Origin of the sequence: Pseudomonas sp. G166 (assembly GCF_037027455.2) — a bacterium.
Taxonomy (GTDB): Bacteria; Pseudomonadota; Gammaproteobacteria; order Pseudomonadales; family Pseudomonadaceae; genus Aquipseudomonas.
The window spans coordinates 516900-531805 of sequence record NZ_CP146985.1; the positions used below are offsets into that span (position 1 = coordinate 516900).

The following is a 14906-nucleotide window of genomic DNA, read 5'->3' on the forward strand; positions in this document are numbered from 1 at the left end:
AAAATCAGCCTTAGCGTTCTATTTGGAGAACGATCATCGAAGACCTCAACACGCTTTACTACTTCACCCAGGTGGTCGAGCACGGCGGTTTCGCCGCTGCCGGCCGGGCGCTAGACATGCCCAAGTCGAAGCTCAGCCGGCGGATCGCCCAACTGGAAGAGCGCCTTGGGGTGCGGTTGATCCATCGCACCAGTCGTCATTGCTCGTTGACGGAGATCGGCCAGGCCTACTACCAGCGCTGCCTGGCGATGCGGGTCGAGGCTGAGAGCGCGGCCGAAGTGATCGAACGCAACCGCTCCGAACCCCAGGGGCTGGTGCGCATCAGTTGCCCGACAGCGTTGCTCAACAGCTGGGTCGGGCCGATGCTGACCCGCTACATGCTCAAGTTCCCGCGGGTGGAGTTGTTCATCGAGAGCACCAACCGCCGGGTCGACCTGATCCATGAGGGTTTCGATATCGCGTTGCGGGTGCGCTTTCCGCCACTGGAAAACACCGACATGGTCATGAAAGTCCTGGGCAACAGCACCCAATGCCTGGTGGGCAGCCCGGTTTACCGCGAGCGCTTGTCTTCACCCGCCTCCCCGGCGGACCTCAACGGTTTGCCGAGCGTGCACTGGGGCGCGGCGCAGCGCGAATATCAGTGGGAATTGTTCGGCCCGGACGGCACCCGCGCGCTGATCCGCCATGAACCGCGCATGGTCACCGATGACCTGCTGGCCCTGCGTCACGCCGTGCTGGCGGGCATCGGTATCGCCCACTTGCCCGCCGTGGTGGTGCGCGAAGACCTGGCCGCTGGGCGGCTGGTGGAACTGGTACCTGGCTGGACGCCCAAGTGCGGGATCGTCCATGCGATCTTCGCCTCGCGGCGCGGGTTGCTGCCTTCGGTGCGCACGTTGATTGATTTTCTCGCCGAAGAATTCAGCCAGAGTGATATGGCGTAGCGTGGAGGCAGCTATGCCAGCGTATTTCCCTTGTGTGGGCTTGCTTGCGATGGTGGCCTGATAGTTGGTCGGGGGGGGACCGGGTACATATCCATTTCTGCGGTAACGGCCACTTAGGGTTCCGCCCTGACGGCGGCTCACTTTTGAGAAGCGCAAAAGTAAGCAAAACGCTTTTGCCCCACCACTCGGCACCTCGCCTAGGCTCGGTGTGCCCTCACTCCGGCATTGCTCCGTGGGCCCGCCGCGAAGGGCCATCCATGGCCCAGCGCGGCTATCCCGGCATCCATGCCGGGATGCCCACTCCACAATGCCTGCGTTCGGCCATCGTGGTTAACGGGGCGCCAAAATCTACGTCCAACGCGAGGCGGCCTGACAGCCGGCCTGGTTCTTGCGGGCGGTGTACACCAATCAGAGCTGTTTGAGCTGGACCTGTGGGAGCAAAGCTTGCTCGCGAAGGCGGCCTGACAGCTGGCCAGGCTCTCCCACTCGTACTCCAATCCCATTGTGGAGCTTGCACTCAAGGCTGCCATTCATCAGGTGCGCCGCACTGAAAAGGTGTCATGGCCTCAAAAAAGACACCACGTACCTGTTTGCAACCTCAGGAGGTCCCATGAGCCATCCTCAAGACCCAACCACTCCCCAGGCAGTGGACAACCCTAATGACGACGGCTTCGTCCTCGGCACCGCCGGCCGCGATGAAGACCCCAATGCCGCCCCGCCCTACGCCATTGATCGTCGCCACGAACGGGATGAGCTGACCCCCGAAGACGCCCGTGGCCTGCCTGGTTATCCCGAGGAAAAGCCGCCGAGCAAACCGGCTGGCGAAGAGGGGACCGAGACAGAACCGGGCATCGAGACGCCTGAGCAGGGGAACGATAAGGTAGGTTGAGCAGGGCTCACATCCGCTCACATTCTTTGCCGAAGCCTGAAGCCTTGAGTCACTAGGCTAAAAAAGCACTTGGGCGACCATCTGTCTTATTCGGCTATATCGCAATTTGCGATGGGCTGGATCTGTGTTTAACTCCTCCATAGCAAAATGCGATAAGGATGTTGCATGCATGTGATTACCGAGAAACGCATTTGGGAGGCCAAGGAAAAATGGCCTCACTGCGCCAATTCGCTGGATCAATGGTATCGGCTTATCAAACGCAACAGCCCGTCTGACTTCGCTGCGATGAAATCTATTTTTCCCGCAACCGACAAGGTCGGCCCGCTACATGTGTTCGATATTGGTGGCAATAAGTTGCGACTGATCGCTGTGGTTCGCTACCGACCTCAGCGCTTGTACATCAAATGTTTGCTGGATCATCAGGAATACGACAGAGGCAAGTGGAAGGAGGAACGGGGATGAGTGCACTGATCGAACAAGTCGCCGCCCATTGGGAGTTTGTGTCGCCCTTGCTGCGCAAACCCAGGAACGAGGAGGACTACGACCGGTTGGTTGCAGCGCTCGATGAATTGTTGGAGCGGGTTGGCGAAGACGAAGCCCATCCCTTGATGAGCCTGGTGGACATCATCGGTGAATGGATCGAGGCCTGGGATCATCAACACCGGCCAATGCCCAAGGCCACTGGCGTTGAGGCGCTTCGTTATCTGATGCGCGAACACGGTTTGAGCCAGAGCGATTTGCCGGGCATAGGCGCCCAGTCGGTGGTATCGGAGATATTGAGCGGCAAGCGCCAGCTCAATTTAAGGCAGATCCGCTGGTTGGCGGAGCGCTTCGGCGTATCGGTTGAGACCTTTATTTGATGGCTTGGCGCGGCGCACTAACTGCGGCGAGGGAGCTTGCTCCCGCGCCACAGGGGGAGGCGCTATGTCGACTGGCGGGGCTCGACGTTGTCCAGTACCCGGTTCGCCAACAAGCTACTCAGTTCGATCAGTTGCTGAATGCCCATGGCAATGTGTCGCCTGGAGCCTTTCAGATCGAATGCCAGGTCACTGACCATGGCGTTGGCCGAGGCCAGGTTTTCGCTGAGGTTGGCGAGCAGGGTTTCGGTGTCGATGCCATTGACGACGGTGAACAGTTGGCTGGGATCAGCCTCGGGTTTGCTGGGTTTGGGGTTGAGGTAGCAGTCGAGGACGCGCTCGGCCGTTTCGTCGAATTCTTTTGAGTTTGGGTGGGCTGGATCGGTATCTGGCGGGTTGGGGGTTGCTTTGAACATGGCGAATCTCCGTGATTGGTTGAGCCGCCACGACCTATCGCTAAACAAGTAAAGGTGGCGGCTGTACGCAGGTTAGCGATCCGGGTCACAGAACCCCCGGGTAGACCAGAAGGTCTCCCACGCACAGCCACCATTACGCGAGGTGCAGACGTAAAAGACTGCAATCGAGACTGGGCATTGTTGCGTCTGTGTTGAGTCGGATCGCTAAACCCGATCGCTGATTTTCAGCGACCAGGAAACGATAAAGCCCGACCCCAAGGCGCACAAACCGGCGGATTCTGGCGCAGTTGTAGGTAACGGCGCAAGGCGGCGTAGCCTGGTCCTGAATGGTCCTACATCGGAATAAACACGCTGACTGTTACAGGGAGTGGGTTGGCTTGATGTTCAAGCGTTGGACTGAGAAGTCTGTGGTGAATTGAAGATCGCCATCGCGAGCAAGCTCGCTCCCACATTGGGGAACTGTATGGCCGCGATATTTGCGACAACACCCAATCCCTGTGGGAGCGAGCTTGCTCGCGATGACTGTCGTTCAGGCAAACCTGAACGTTACGACGAACAACTGATCTCCAGATGCTTGCCCCACTCCGGCGGACGTTGCGCGTAGCTGTCCATGCCCGGTTGTTCTTCGAAGGGGTTGCTCAGCACCGTGTGCAAGCGACGGACTTCTTCGTAGTCGCCTGACTCGGCAGCGTCGATGGCTTTCTGTGCGAGGTAGTTGCGCAGCACGTACAGCGGGTTGACGGCGTGCATGCGGGTGCGGCGCTGGTCCTGATCGACAACGCCCTCGCGGCTGACGCGGGCAATGTACAGCTCGCCCCAGGCGTCGAAACCCTTGAGGTCGACGAAGTCATCGCGAAGGATGGCGATGGCTTGTTCGGGGGATTGATCGCCCAGCCGGCGGAAGAACAGGCTGTAGTCGACGCCGCTGTTCTGCATCAGTTGCAGCAGGCGCTCCACCAGTTTCTGGTCATCTTCTTCGGCGCGGGTCAGGCCGAGGCGGCGGCGCATCAGGTCCAGGTAGTGGGCCTGGAACAGCGGCAGGTACAGGCCAAGGGTTTCGCGCAGGGCTTCGACGCTGATGAACGGCGTCAAGGCCTGGGCCAGGGCGCTGAGGTTCCACTGGCCGATGGGCACCTGGTTGCTGAACGAGTAGCGGCCCTGGTCATCGGAGTGGTTGCAGATGAAGTTGGCGTCAAAATCGTCGAGGAAGGCGAACGGCCCGAAGTCGAAGGTGATGCCCAGGATCGACATGTTGTCGGTGTTCATCACGCCGTGACAGAAACCGTAGGCTTGCCATTTGGCAATCAGCTCGGCGTTGCGCTCGACGATTTCGCGGAACATCGCCAGGTACGGTTCCGGTTGTTCACGGCACTCGGCGAAGTGCAGGTTCAACACGTGCTCGGCGAGGGCGGCATGCAGCTCGGGTTTCTTGGTGTAGTAGAAATATTCAAAATGCCCGAAGCGCACATGGCTGGGCGCCAGGCGCAGCACCATGGCGGCGCGCTCCTGCTTTTCGCGCCATACCGGGGTGTCCGAACCGATTACGCACAACGCGCGAGTGGTGGGGATGCCCAGGGCGTGCAGCGCTTCAGAAGCGAGGAATTCGCGAATCGAAGAGCGCAGAACCGCCCGCCCGTCGCCCATCCGTGAAAACGGTGTCTGGCCGGCACCCTTGAGGTGCAAGTCCCAGTGCTCGCCGGCCTCGTTGTACACCTCGCCCAACAGTAACCCGCGGCCATCGCCCAGTTGCGGGTTGTAGTGACCGAACTGGTGCCCCGAATACACCATCGCCCGCGGCTCGGTTTCGGCCCACAACTTGTGGCCGCCAAAGATCTCGGCAAACAGCGGTGCCTGGGCTTCGCTTGGGTCCAGGTCCAGCAAAGCCATCGCGGCCGGGCTGGCGACGACCAGTCGTGGATTGTCGATGGGCTCGGGCAGCACGTGGGTCGATAAACCGTCGCCCAGGCGGGCGAAGCGGTTATCGAAGGTCAACGTTTCCAGCGTTTTCATGGCCGTCTCCGGCGCGATGCCTGCAAGGCATCCCGCGATCAGTCGAGTGTGTCTTGCGGCGGCTCGGGCACCGGTTTGATGTTGGCTACGGTCGAGGGCACGGGCGTGACGGTTTTTTTATCAGGCTCGGCGGGCACCAGTTTGTATTCCTGGCCCTGCAGGTTCTTCAGATAGATTTCCATCTGTCGGAAGGAGATGTTGATGTGCTCCTTCTTGAATTCACGGTTGATGAAGCGGTTGATCTCATCCAGCACCGGGTTGCGGTCACCGAGGTCGCGTACGTGCATGCGCAGCTCATGGTCCAGGGTGCTTTCACCGAAATTCAGGAAATACACGATCGGTTCCGGTTCCTTCAACACCCGCGGGTTCTCGCGGGCGGCCTTGAGCAGCAGTTCGCGCACCCGATCCAGGTCCGAGCCGTAGTCCACGCCCAGTTTCAGGGTCACCCGGGTCACGGTGTCGGTCAGCGACCAGTTGATCAACTGCCCGGTGATGAAGGTCTTGTTCGGGACAATGATGTCCTTGCGGTCGAAGTCGGTGATGGTGGTCGCGCGAATGCGGATCTTGCTGACCGTGCCCGACAGGTTGCCGATGGTGATGGTGTCGCCGATCCGCACCGGGCGCTCGAACAGGATCATGATCCCGGAGATGAAGTTGGCGAAGATCTCCTGCATGCCGAAGCCCAGGCCCACCGACAGCGCGGCCACCAACCATTGCAGTTTGTCCCAGCTCACGCCGAGGGTGGACAGGGTGGTGACGAAGCCGACGCCAGCAATCACATAAGACAGCAATGTGGTGGTGGCATAGGCGCTGCCCTGGGCCAGGTTCAGTTTCGACAGTACGAACACTTCCAGCAGGCCCGGCAGGTTGCGCGCCAGGGCGAAGGTGATGCCGATGATGATCAGCGCGCCGAGCATGTCACCGATGCTGATGGGCACCATGCTCATGTTGGCGCCGGTACCGCTGGTGTATTCGTAGAGGGTGATGTTGTCCAGGTACGAGAACACGCTGATCAGGTCCGACCAGACCCAATACAGCGCGGCGATGAAGCCGCCGAGCAGGGCCAGGCGGATCAGGCGCAGGGACTGTTCGTTGACCTTCTCGATGTCCAGCGTCGGTTCTTCGATCACCGCTTCGCCGTCGCCGGCTTCCTTGGCCGCCTGACGCTTGGCCAGGGCGCGCTGGTAGGCCAGGCGCCGTGCCGCGACCGACAGACCGCGCACGAAGGTAGCTTCGATCACCAGCCAGAACATCAGCAGGTACAAAGTGTTGATCAGCCGGTCGCTGAGTTTCAGCGCGGTGTAGTAGTAGCCAAAGCACACGGCCACGAACAGCGCGATCGGCAGGGCCGTGAACATCACCCCGACGGCCTTGCGAAACAGCGAGGTGTTCTGGTGCGTCGGGCTGCTGAGCAGCAGGCGACTGAGCAGCCACGCCATCAGGGCGTAGCAGGTCAGCACCACCGGCATGCCGAGCACGTCATCGGCCAGGGCCGAGGGTTGCAGTTCGGCCACGGCCACCACGGCCACGAGCGCCAGTACCACCAGCCCGAGGCGACGGATCCATCCCTGCAGGAATTCGACTTGGGGTTTCTCCCAACGGAAATGCAATTCGGCCACGCCGCCTGGGGCCAGTACGCGATAGGCGGTGTAGAACACCAGCCAGGCCTGGCCGATTTGCAGCAGCGCCGCGCCGAGGTTGGCGTTCTGGCCACGGGCGTCGATCTGCAAGGCGTAGCCGCACAGCGCCAGGGCCAACGCCAACGGCATCGCCAAAAGGATATTGATCAGGATTGCCTGGGGCGTGTGCCACTGGCTGTCGCGCTTGAAGTGGCCAACGTCCTGGTGAACCTTGTTCAGCCGGGCATAGAGACTCTTGCGCCGCCACAGCAGCGCCCCGATCAGCAGTGCCAAGGGCAGGAACAGCAGCGGCCGTTGGGTCAGGCCATCGGCCAGTTCACTGAGGCTCGAAGCCCAGGGCAGTGAGTCGACCTGTTTCTCCAGGCGCACCGGCACGCTGCGCATCCATTCGAAATCCAGCGGTTTGTTGCTGGGGATCCAGAACATCTGTTCTTCAAGGGTTTCGCGCAGGTTTTGGGCGGTGCTGAGCAGTTGTTTCTGGTTGAGCTGCAAGGTGATGGATTCGTTGAGCACTGCGCTCAATTCGCGGTTCAGGCGTTCCAGCAGGTCGACGCGGGTCAGTGCCAGGTCCAGCAGGGTCTTGCGCAGTTGCGGTGTGGCTTGCTCCGACGGCTGGGAGGCCAGCAGGTTGTCGACATAGGCGCTTGGATTGTTCAGCAACTCGCGCTGTTGGCTGACTTCGAACTGGTACAGGCGGATGTCGGCGATCTGGTCGGCCAGGTTCTGGTCCAGCTTCAAGCGTGGCAGGGTCTGGCGTTGCTTGTAGAGAATCTTGGAGAGCAGCAGGCTGCCCTTTAGCACGCTGATCTGCTCGTCCAGGGCGGCGTCGGTCTGGGTGACGCTGTCCAGCAGTTGCTTGGTCTGCAGGTTCTGCTGGGTGACCTCGTTGAGACGGTCGGTGCTCTTGAGCAGGTAATCGGAGAGCTTCAGGTTGGCCGCGCTTTCGGTCGCCAGCAGGCTGCTGCCGCCAGCCTTCTGGGCTTCGATGGACTGCTGGGTCACCGTCTCCTGGGACTGGGCCAGGCGCTTCTGGTTGATCAGGTTTTGCAGGTCCTGGATTTCCTGCTCCGTGCGGGCGATTTTTTCCATCAGCAAGTCGTGCTGGCCGTTGCCCAGGTCTTGCAACTGGCTGTTGCCGGCCAGTTCCTGGCGGCGTAGTGGAATCAGCGCATTGAGTGCTGCCAGTTCGGCGGTGAGCTGGTCGCGTTGTTCGCTGCTCAGGGTCTTGCCGGCGTCCCTGCCGGCCTTGAGTGTGGCGTTGATCTGTTGGATGCGGGTCTGGCTGTTGGAAATTTCCGCCTGGGCGCGCTCGGGGCGGGTTTGGGCGGTGATGACCAGGCTGTTGGCATCGGCCAGGGCTTTTTGCAGATCACCCTGCTGGGTGGAGCGATCCGTCAGCATCTGCTCGAGCTGGGGAATCGGCAGGTTGGCGTAACGTTGCGCAACCGGCACCACCGTGCTGCCCTTGAGCCGCGCCAGCTCGCGCTGGTTTTCGATGTTCTGCTTGGGAGCGGTTGCCAACTGCTGCTTGAGCGCGAGCAGCTTCTGTTCGTAGTCGGCCTTGTTGTTGAGCTGCGTCAGGGTGTTTTGCAGCACTGCCTGCAAGGCCTTCTGCTCGGCTTCCGGCAGTTTGCGGTCGGCAATCTTGTCCAGGCTGGCCTCTACCGAGGCGCTGGTGAGCGGTTCAGCGGCTTGCAGCGAGCAGATGGAAAGACTCAGGCCCAGCAGGGCGATGGCGAAAAAGGAGCGCAGGGTAGGCATAGAGACCGGTCAAGCAAGTGAGAGTGGGAGCAGTTTAGAGGAACAAGCCGGGACCCGGGCGACTTCCTTCGGGGAATCTGACGCCCACTTTGCCGATCTTGTTCCCGTCCATGACCGCGACGGTCCACAGGGTGTTGTTCCATTCCACCTGGTCACCGACTACCGGTGCGCCACCGACTTTCTGGGCGATGAAGCGGCCCAGGGACATGTCGGGATCGATACCGTCCAGTTGCAGCCCGTACAGCGCCGCAACCGCGGCCAGCTGGGCGTCTCCTTCGAGTACGAAGTCGCCGAAGAAGCGCAGATCCAGGCCCCGTTGCGGCGCTTGGCTGAACAGTTTTCCCAGGGCCGGTAAATCGTGTTCATGGCCGATAACACACAGCAAATCATCGACTTCCAGCACGGTACTACCCGACGGATGGAGCAATTGCTGGCCACGAAACAGCGCCGCGATGCGCGTGCCGTCGGGCATTTTCAGGTCTCGCAAGGGCGAGCCGATGCACCATTTTTCCGCACCGAGGCGATAGATGAACAGCTCCCACTCACTGGTGACGTGGACTTCCAGCGCGGCCCGGGAAATCGGCAGGGGCTCGGGCGGGACGGTCACGTGCAGCAACTTGGCGACCCATGGCAGGCTTGTGCCCTGCACCAGCAGCGAAACCAGCACGATAAAGAACGCCAGGTTGAAATAGAGCTGGGCATGGGGCAGGCCGGCCATCAACGGGAACACCGCCAGGATGATCGGTACAGCGCCGCGCAGGCCGACCCAGGAAATGAACGCCTTTTCGCGACCGTGGAAAGCCTTGAACGGCAACAGGCCGACCATGACCGACAGCGGGCGGGCAAACAGAATCATCCACAATGCCAGGCCCAGGGCGGGCAGGGCGATGGGCAGCAGGTCATGGGGCGTGACCAGCAGCCCCAGCACCAGGAACATGCCGATCTGCGCCAGCCAGGCCATGCCGTCGAGCATGTGCAGGATGCCGTGGCGGCTGCGCACCGGACGGTTGCCGATCACCAGGCCGCACAGGTACACCGCGAGGAAGCCGCTGCCGTGCAGGGCGTTGGTCAAGGCGAACACGGCCAGGCCGCCGCTGATGACGAGGATCGGGTACAGGCCGTTGGCCAGGTTGATGCGATTGACCAGTTGCAGCATCAGCCAGCCACCGCCCAGGCCGATCACCGCGCCGATGCCGAACTCGCGCACCAGATGGCCCAGCAGGCTCCAGTGCAGGCCGGTTTCGCCACTGGCAAGCATGCCGATCAGGGTCACGGTGAGGAACACCGCCATGGGGTCGTTGCTGCCGGACTCGATCTCGAGAGTGGCGCTGACCCGTTCATTCAAGCCCTTGCCGCCCAGCAGCGAGAACACTGCCGCGGCATCCGTCGAGCCGACGATCGCGCCGATCAGCAGGCCCTGGATCAGGTTCAGGTTGAACAGCCATGCCGCCGCCAATCCGGTCAGCCCGGTGGTGATCAATACCCCGATCGTGGCCAGCGACAGCGCCGGCCACAAAGCCACGCGAAAACTCGAGACCCGCGTGCGCAAGCCGCCGTCCAGCAGGATGACCGCCAGTGCAAGGTTGCCCACCAGGTAGGCCGTGGCGTAGTTATCGAAAAGAATACCGGCGCCGTCGACACCGGCCACCATGCCCACGGCCAGGATAATCACCAGAATCGGGATGCCCAGGCGGGACGAAAGAGAACTGACCAGAATGCTCGCACCTACCAGCAACGCGCCGATCAAGAACAGGCTGTTGATGGTCGTTGCAGTCAAAGGCGTTACTCCGGGAAAACTGAAGGGCGGGCACAGACTGACCATGCAGTCTGCGTGCCAGCGATTCTAACCTGTTGAAATGTGATGCTGTCAAAAAAGGTTGGGAGAGTGGGTAGCTGATCGTTCCACGCAGAGCGTGGGAACGATCAGATCAGAGATGGGGCTTAAAGGCTGAACCGCCCAACCATGCTGTTCAGGTCCACAGCCAGGCGCGACAGCTCGGCGCTGGCGGCGCTGGTCTGGTTGGCACCGGTGGCCGATTGCACTGAAAGGTCGCGGATGTTCACCAGGTTGCGGTCCACTTCACGGGCTACCTGGGCTTGTTCTTCGGCGGCGCTGGCGATCACCAGGTTGCGCTCGTTGATCTCGACGATGGCGCTGTTGATCGTGTCCAGGGACATACCTGCACCGCGAGCGATATTCAGGGTCGACTCGGCACGTTCGGTGCTGTTGCGCATCGAATCCACGGCGTGTTCGGTGCCGCTCTGGATGCTGCCGATCATGCGCTCGATCTCGCTGGTCGACTGCTGGGTGCGGTGAGCCAGGGCGCGTACTTCGTCCGCCACCACGGCAAAACCGCGACCGGCTTCACCAGCACGGGCCGCTTCGATGGCGGCGTTCAGCGCCAGCAGGTTGGTCTGGTCGGCCAGGCCGCGAATCACGTCCAGCACCTTGCCAATGTCACGGGACTCATCGGCCAGGTTGCCGATCAATGCTGCGGTGCTTTGCACGTCGGCGCTCATGCGTTCGATGGCGCTGACGGTTTCCTGCACCAAATCACGACCGTCACCAGCGGAAGTGGTGGCGTTTTTCGACGCTTCGGAGGTGCTGACCGCATTGCGCGCCACTTCTTCCACGGCGCTGGTCATTTCGTTGACTGCGGTGGCGGCCTGTTCGATTTCGTTGTTCTGCTGGGTCAGGCCGCGGGCGCTTTCATCGGTGACACTGTTGAGTTCTTCGGCGGCGGAAGCCAGTTGAGTGGCTGAACCGGAGATCCGCTGCAGGGTGTCGCGCAGTTTTTCCTGCATGGTCGACATTGCCCGCAGCAGGCGACCAGCCTCGTCGCTGCCGTCGACGGTAATCGGCCGGGTCAGGTTGCCCTTGGCGATTTCCTCGGCGGCGTCCAGGGCGTTGGCAATCGGTTTGGTAATGCTGTTGGTCAGCAGCCAGGCGAACAGCAGGGTCAGGCCGGTGGCGATGACCAGCAGCGCGACGACCAGATTGAACGCTTTCGAATATTGTTGCTCCGCGTTCTGGTTGAAAGCCTCGGCTTGGCGGTTATTGATGTCCAACAGGCGGCCAAGGACTGCGTTGACGGCTTCGGAGTTGCTCAGCAGTTCGGTGTTGAGCAATGCCCGCAGTTCCTCGATCTGATTACCCCGCGACAGGGTTTTCATCCGCTCTTCGAGCTGACGGTACTGACCCAGCAGTTGCACATATTGATCGTAGGCGGCCCGTTCTTCCGGGGCGCTGATGAGTTTTTCGTAGGCCGTCTGGGCGGCGCGGATCTGTTGGTTGCGTTGCTCGAACAGCTCATAGGTTTTCTGCTGGATGTCCGGTTCGCGGTTGGTCAGCAAACGATAGGACAGCACCCGCAGGCGCAGAGTGAGCTGGGTGAATTCATCCAGGGCCTTGATGCTGGGCACGCTGTTCTCGGCGATGTTTTGGCCGGACGATCGAATGTTGCTCATCTGGGTCAGGGCAAACACCCCCAGGGCCAGCATCAGGGCGCCGATCAGGGCAAACCCGAGGAACGCCCGCGGCGCGATATTCATATTACGTAGAGACATGGAAAGTACCGGGAAGAGACGCGTCCGTGCTGGGCTTGACTACTGTTCCCTGACTTATCGGTCATACGACTAAAGTCTTGAGGGCACCCTGTGCTTTTGTCACTGAGCAAAGACCGCGGTGCGACGAAGGGTCGGAACCAGATTCCCCATACGCAGTCTCTAAAACTCGCCGCAAAAGCACTGCCGCCCGGTAAAGCGTGGTATTGGCAGTGACTTTTCTTTATCGTACGCGCCCCTTGAAAAAGCCTGGAAATCAATATGTTGGAAGCATCCCTCAGCCAGCTGGAGCAACTGGTCAACGACCTGGTGCAACAGAACCGTCATCTCACTGGCCAGAACGAAACCCTGAGCGCGGAACTTGCCAGGGCCAAGGATGAAAACGAAAGCCTGCAACTGAGCCTGATGGAGCAGGAAGAACTGCACGGCGCCACCGCCGCCCGTATCCAGGCCCTGATCGAGCGCGCCAGCACCGGTCCTGTCAGCGCATGAAGCACGGTGCTGATGGGGTGACAGTCATCTCGATCCTGGGAGAGGACTATTCAATCAAGGCACCGGCCGGGCAGGAACAGGCCCTGCTGGACGCCGCATCGATGCTCAAGGCCGCCCTGGCCGACACCAAGAGGAAATACCCGACGCTGATCGGTGATCGCCTGCTGGTACTGGCAGCGATGAACCTGTGCTCGCAACAGATCGAAATGCAAAAGGTTCATCAAGCGGAACTCGACCGTTATCAAGAGCAAGTCAGCGCCACGGTCGAGGTGATTGCCAAGACGATCCAGCAGGCCTGAAACCGTTAGCGAATGTTGACTGTGTGGCTTATGTGGGAGCGAGCTTGCTCGCGATGGCGTCAGCACGGCTACCTGTGTGTTGGCTGAAACACCGCTATCGCGAGCAAGCTCGCTCCCACAGTGGATCGGTGGTGAACGCAGGTTTTGTGTTCACTGGGAATCCCCTGTGGGAGCGAGCTTGCTCGCGATTGGGTTGCAGCCGCGCCACCAAAGCTGGATCAGAACCACTCATCCCGCATCCCGAGGCACGTATCATCCCGCGCCTCAAGCAGGTCCAACTCATGGTGGCAACCCGGTACTTCCCAGGTCAGGAAGTAGCGCGCCGCTTGCAGCTTGCCTTTATAGAAGTCGCTGTCCGCCGCATTCCCCCTGGCCAAGCCTTCCTCGGCGCGAATCGCCTGTTCCAGCCAGCGCCAGCCAATCACCATGTGCCCAAACACCTTCAAGTACAGCGCCGAGTTGGCGAGGCTGCTGTTGACCTTGCCCTGGCCCAGGTCCGTCAGCAGGCCGAGGGTGACCGTTTGCAGGCGCGCTACCAGGGCTTCCAGCGGCTGGCGCAACGACGTCAGTGATTCATGGGCCTGGGCGCGTTCGCTGGTGTCGGCCACCAGGCGGATCAGTTGCTTGAGCCCGGCGCCGCCGTTTTGTGCCAGTTTGCGCCCTAGCAGGTCCAGGGACTGGATGCCGTGGGTGCCTTCGTGGATCGGGTTCAGGCGGTTGTCGCGGTAATACTGCTCCACCGGGTATTCGCGGGTGTAGCCGTGGCCGCCGAGAATCTGGATCGCCAGCTCGTTGGCCTTCAGGCAGAACTCCGAGGGCCAGGATTTGACGATGGGGGTCAGCAAGTCCAGCAGCTCATGGGCGCGCCGGCGCTCGACTTCGCTCTCAAGGGTGGTGGTGTCGTCGAACAGCCGCGCGGCGTACAGGCCCAGGTCAAACGAACCCTCGACGTAGGCCTTCTGGGTCAGCAGCATGCGGCGTACGTCGGCGTGCTGGATGATCGCCACGGGGGCGGTGGTCGGGTCCTTACTGTCGGGCACCCGTCCTTGGGGACGCTCGCGGGCGTATTCCAGGGAATACAGGTAGCCGGCGTAACCCAGCATTACCGCGCCCATGCCGACACCGATCCGTGCCTCGTTCATCATCTGGAACATGTAGCTCAGGCCGTGGTGCGGTTTTCCTACCAGGTAACCGACGCATTCGCCGTTGTCACCGAAATTCAGCGCCGTGGAGGTGGTGCCGCGCCAGCCCATCTTGTGGAACAACCCGGCCAACAGCACATCGTTGCGTTGGCCGAGGCTGCCGTCGTCATTGACCAGGAACTTGGGCACGATAAACAGCGAAATACCCTTAACGCCAGGCGGCGCGTCCGGCAGTTTCGCCAGGACCATGTGCACGATATTTTCCGACAACGGATGATCGCCGCCAGAGATGAAGATCTTGTTGCCTTTGAGCCGATAGCTGCCGTCAGGCGCCGGCTCTGCACGGGTGCGAATATCCGACAGCGAAGAGCCCGCGTGAGGCTCGGTCAGGGCCATGGTGCCGAAGAAACGCCCGTCGATCATCGGTTGCAGGAAGCGTTGCTTCTGTTCCTCGCTGCCGAAGCTTTCGATCAGGTTCGCCGCGCCCATGGTCAGGAACGGGTAAGAGGTGGAAGCGGCGTTGGCCGCCTGGAAATGCGCGAAGCAGGCCTGGGACAGCAACGTCGGCAGTTGCATGCCGCCGGCGTCGAAGCTGCGCGCGGCGTTGAGAAAACCGGCCTCGAGGAAAGCATCCACTGCCGGCTTCACTTCTGGAATCAGAATCGCCTGGCCGTTCTCGTAGCGCGGTTCGTTTTCATCGTTCTTACGGTTGTGCGGGGCGAAAAATTTCTCGGCGATGCTGCGGGCCGTGCCGAGGGCCGCGTCGAAGGTTTCGCGATTGTGTTCGGCAAACCGCTCGCGCTGGGTCAGGCCCTCGGCATCAAGGACTTCATACAGCTCGAAAGCCAGATTGCGGGAACTGAGCAACGTCTCGGACATGGCGGCCTACCTTTTT

Annotated in this window: 12 protein-coding genes; 6 read left to right on the top strand and 6 right to left on the bottom strand. The window is 61.1% G+C overall.

Going from position 1 to position 14906, the window contains the following annotated elements; genetic code table 11:
- Positions 1 to 35: 35 nt before the first annotated feature.
- From SGN16_RS02305 to SGN16_RS02320, 4 genes are all read left to right on the top strand, one after another.
- Positions 36 to 941 carry a LysR family transcriptional regulator gene (locus SGN16_RS02305; RefSeq protein WP_210645076.1) on the top strand — a complete coding sequence of 302 codons (906 nt, stop codon included), beginning with the start codon at positions 36 to 38 and terminating at the stop codon, positions 939 to 941.
- 610 nt (positions 942 to 1551) lie between these two features.
- Positions 1552 to 1830, top strand: coding sequence for a hypothetical protein (locus SGN16_RS02310; RefSeq protein WP_335943783.1), 279 nt, complete (start codon positions 1552 to 1554; stop codon positions 1828 to 1830).
- Positions 1831 to 1995: 165 nt separating this feature from the next.
- The gene (locus SGN16_RS02315; RefSeq protein ID WP_335943784.1) at positions 1996 to 2292 is read left to right on the top strand and encodes a type II toxin-antitoxin system HigB family toxin; all 297 of its coding nucleotides are present in this window, start codon (positions 1996 to 1998) and stop codon (positions 2290 to 2292) included.
- Complete coding sequence (locus SGN16_RS02320) at positions 2289 to 2690, top strand: transcriptional regulator (RefSeq protein ID WP_335943785.1); 402 nt, start codon at positions 2289 to 2291, stop codon at positions 2688 to 2690. Before SGN16_RS02315 ends, SGN16_RS02320 begins: the two co-directional genes overlap by 4 nt.
- Positions 2691 to 2752: 62 nt before the next feature.
- Here the strand turns inward: SGN16_RS02320 and SGN16_RS02325 are convergent, their stop codons facing one another.
- The 5 genes from SGN16_RS02325 to SGN16_RS02345 form a co-directional block, all read right to left on the bottom strand.
- On the bottom strand, positions 2753 to 3103 hold the full coding sequence (locus SGN16_RS02325) for a DUF6124 family protein (protein WP_335943786.1): 351 nt from the start codon (positions 3101 to 3103) through the stop codon (positions 2753 to 2755).
- 546 nt (positions 3104 to 3649) lie between these two features.
- On the bottom strand, positions 3650 to 5113 hold the full coding sequence (locus tag SGN16_RS02330; RefSeq protein WP_339101985.1) for a YdiU family protein: 1464 nt from the start codon (positions 5111 to 5113) through the stop codon (positions 3650 to 3652).
- A gap of 38 nt (positions 5114 to 5151) precedes the next feature.
- Positions 5152 to 8514 (bottom strand): mechanosensitive channel MscK, encoded by a 3363-nt coding sequence (mscK, locus tag SGN16_RS02335; RefSeq protein ID WP_210642522.1) that lies wholly within the window; start codon positions 8512 to 8514, stop codon positions 5152 to 5154.
- Between the two features lie 34 nt (positions 8515 to 8548).
- The gene (locus tag SGN16_RS02340) at positions 8549 to 10291 is read right to left on the bottom strand and encodes a potassium/proton antiporter (RefSeq protein ID WP_210642523.1); all 1743 of its coding nucleotides are present in this window, start codon (positions 10289 to 10291) and stop codon (positions 8549 to 8551) included.
- A gap of 164 nt (positions 10292 to 10455) precedes the next feature.
- Positions 10456 to 12081, bottom strand: coding sequence for a methyl-accepting chemotaxis protein (locus SGN16_RS02345; RefSeq protein ID WP_210642524.1), 1626 nt, complete (start codon positions 12079 to 12081; stop codon positions 10456 to 10458).
- A gap of 258 nt (positions 12082 to 12339) precedes the next feature.
- Between SGN16_RS02345 and SGN16_RS02350 the strand changes: the two genes are divergently transcribed.
- Both SGN16_RS02350 and SGN16_RS02355 read left to right on the top strand, forming a co-directional pair.
- On the top strand, positions 12340 to 12570 hold the full coding sequence (locus SGN16_RS02350; protein ID WP_210642525.1) for a hypothetical protein: 231 nt from the start codon (positions 12340 to 12342) through the stop codon (positions 12568 to 12570).
- Entirely contained in the window at positions 12567 to 12869 is a 303-nt protein-coding gene (locus tag SGN16_RS02355) for a cell division protein ZapA (protein WP_335943787.1), read from the top strand. Before SGN16_RS02350 ends, SGN16_RS02355 begins: the two co-directional genes overlap by 4 nt.
- Before the next feature lie 218 nt (positions 12870 to 13087).
- Here the strand turns inward: SGN16_RS02355 and SGN16_RS02360 are convergent, their stop codons facing one another.
- Complete coding sequence (locus SGN16_RS02360) at positions 13088 to 14890, bottom strand: acyl-CoA dehydrogenase (protein ID WP_335943788.1); 1803 nt, start codon at positions 14888 to 14890, stop codon at positions 13088 to 13090.
- Positions 14891 to 14906: the final 16 nt, after the last annotated feature.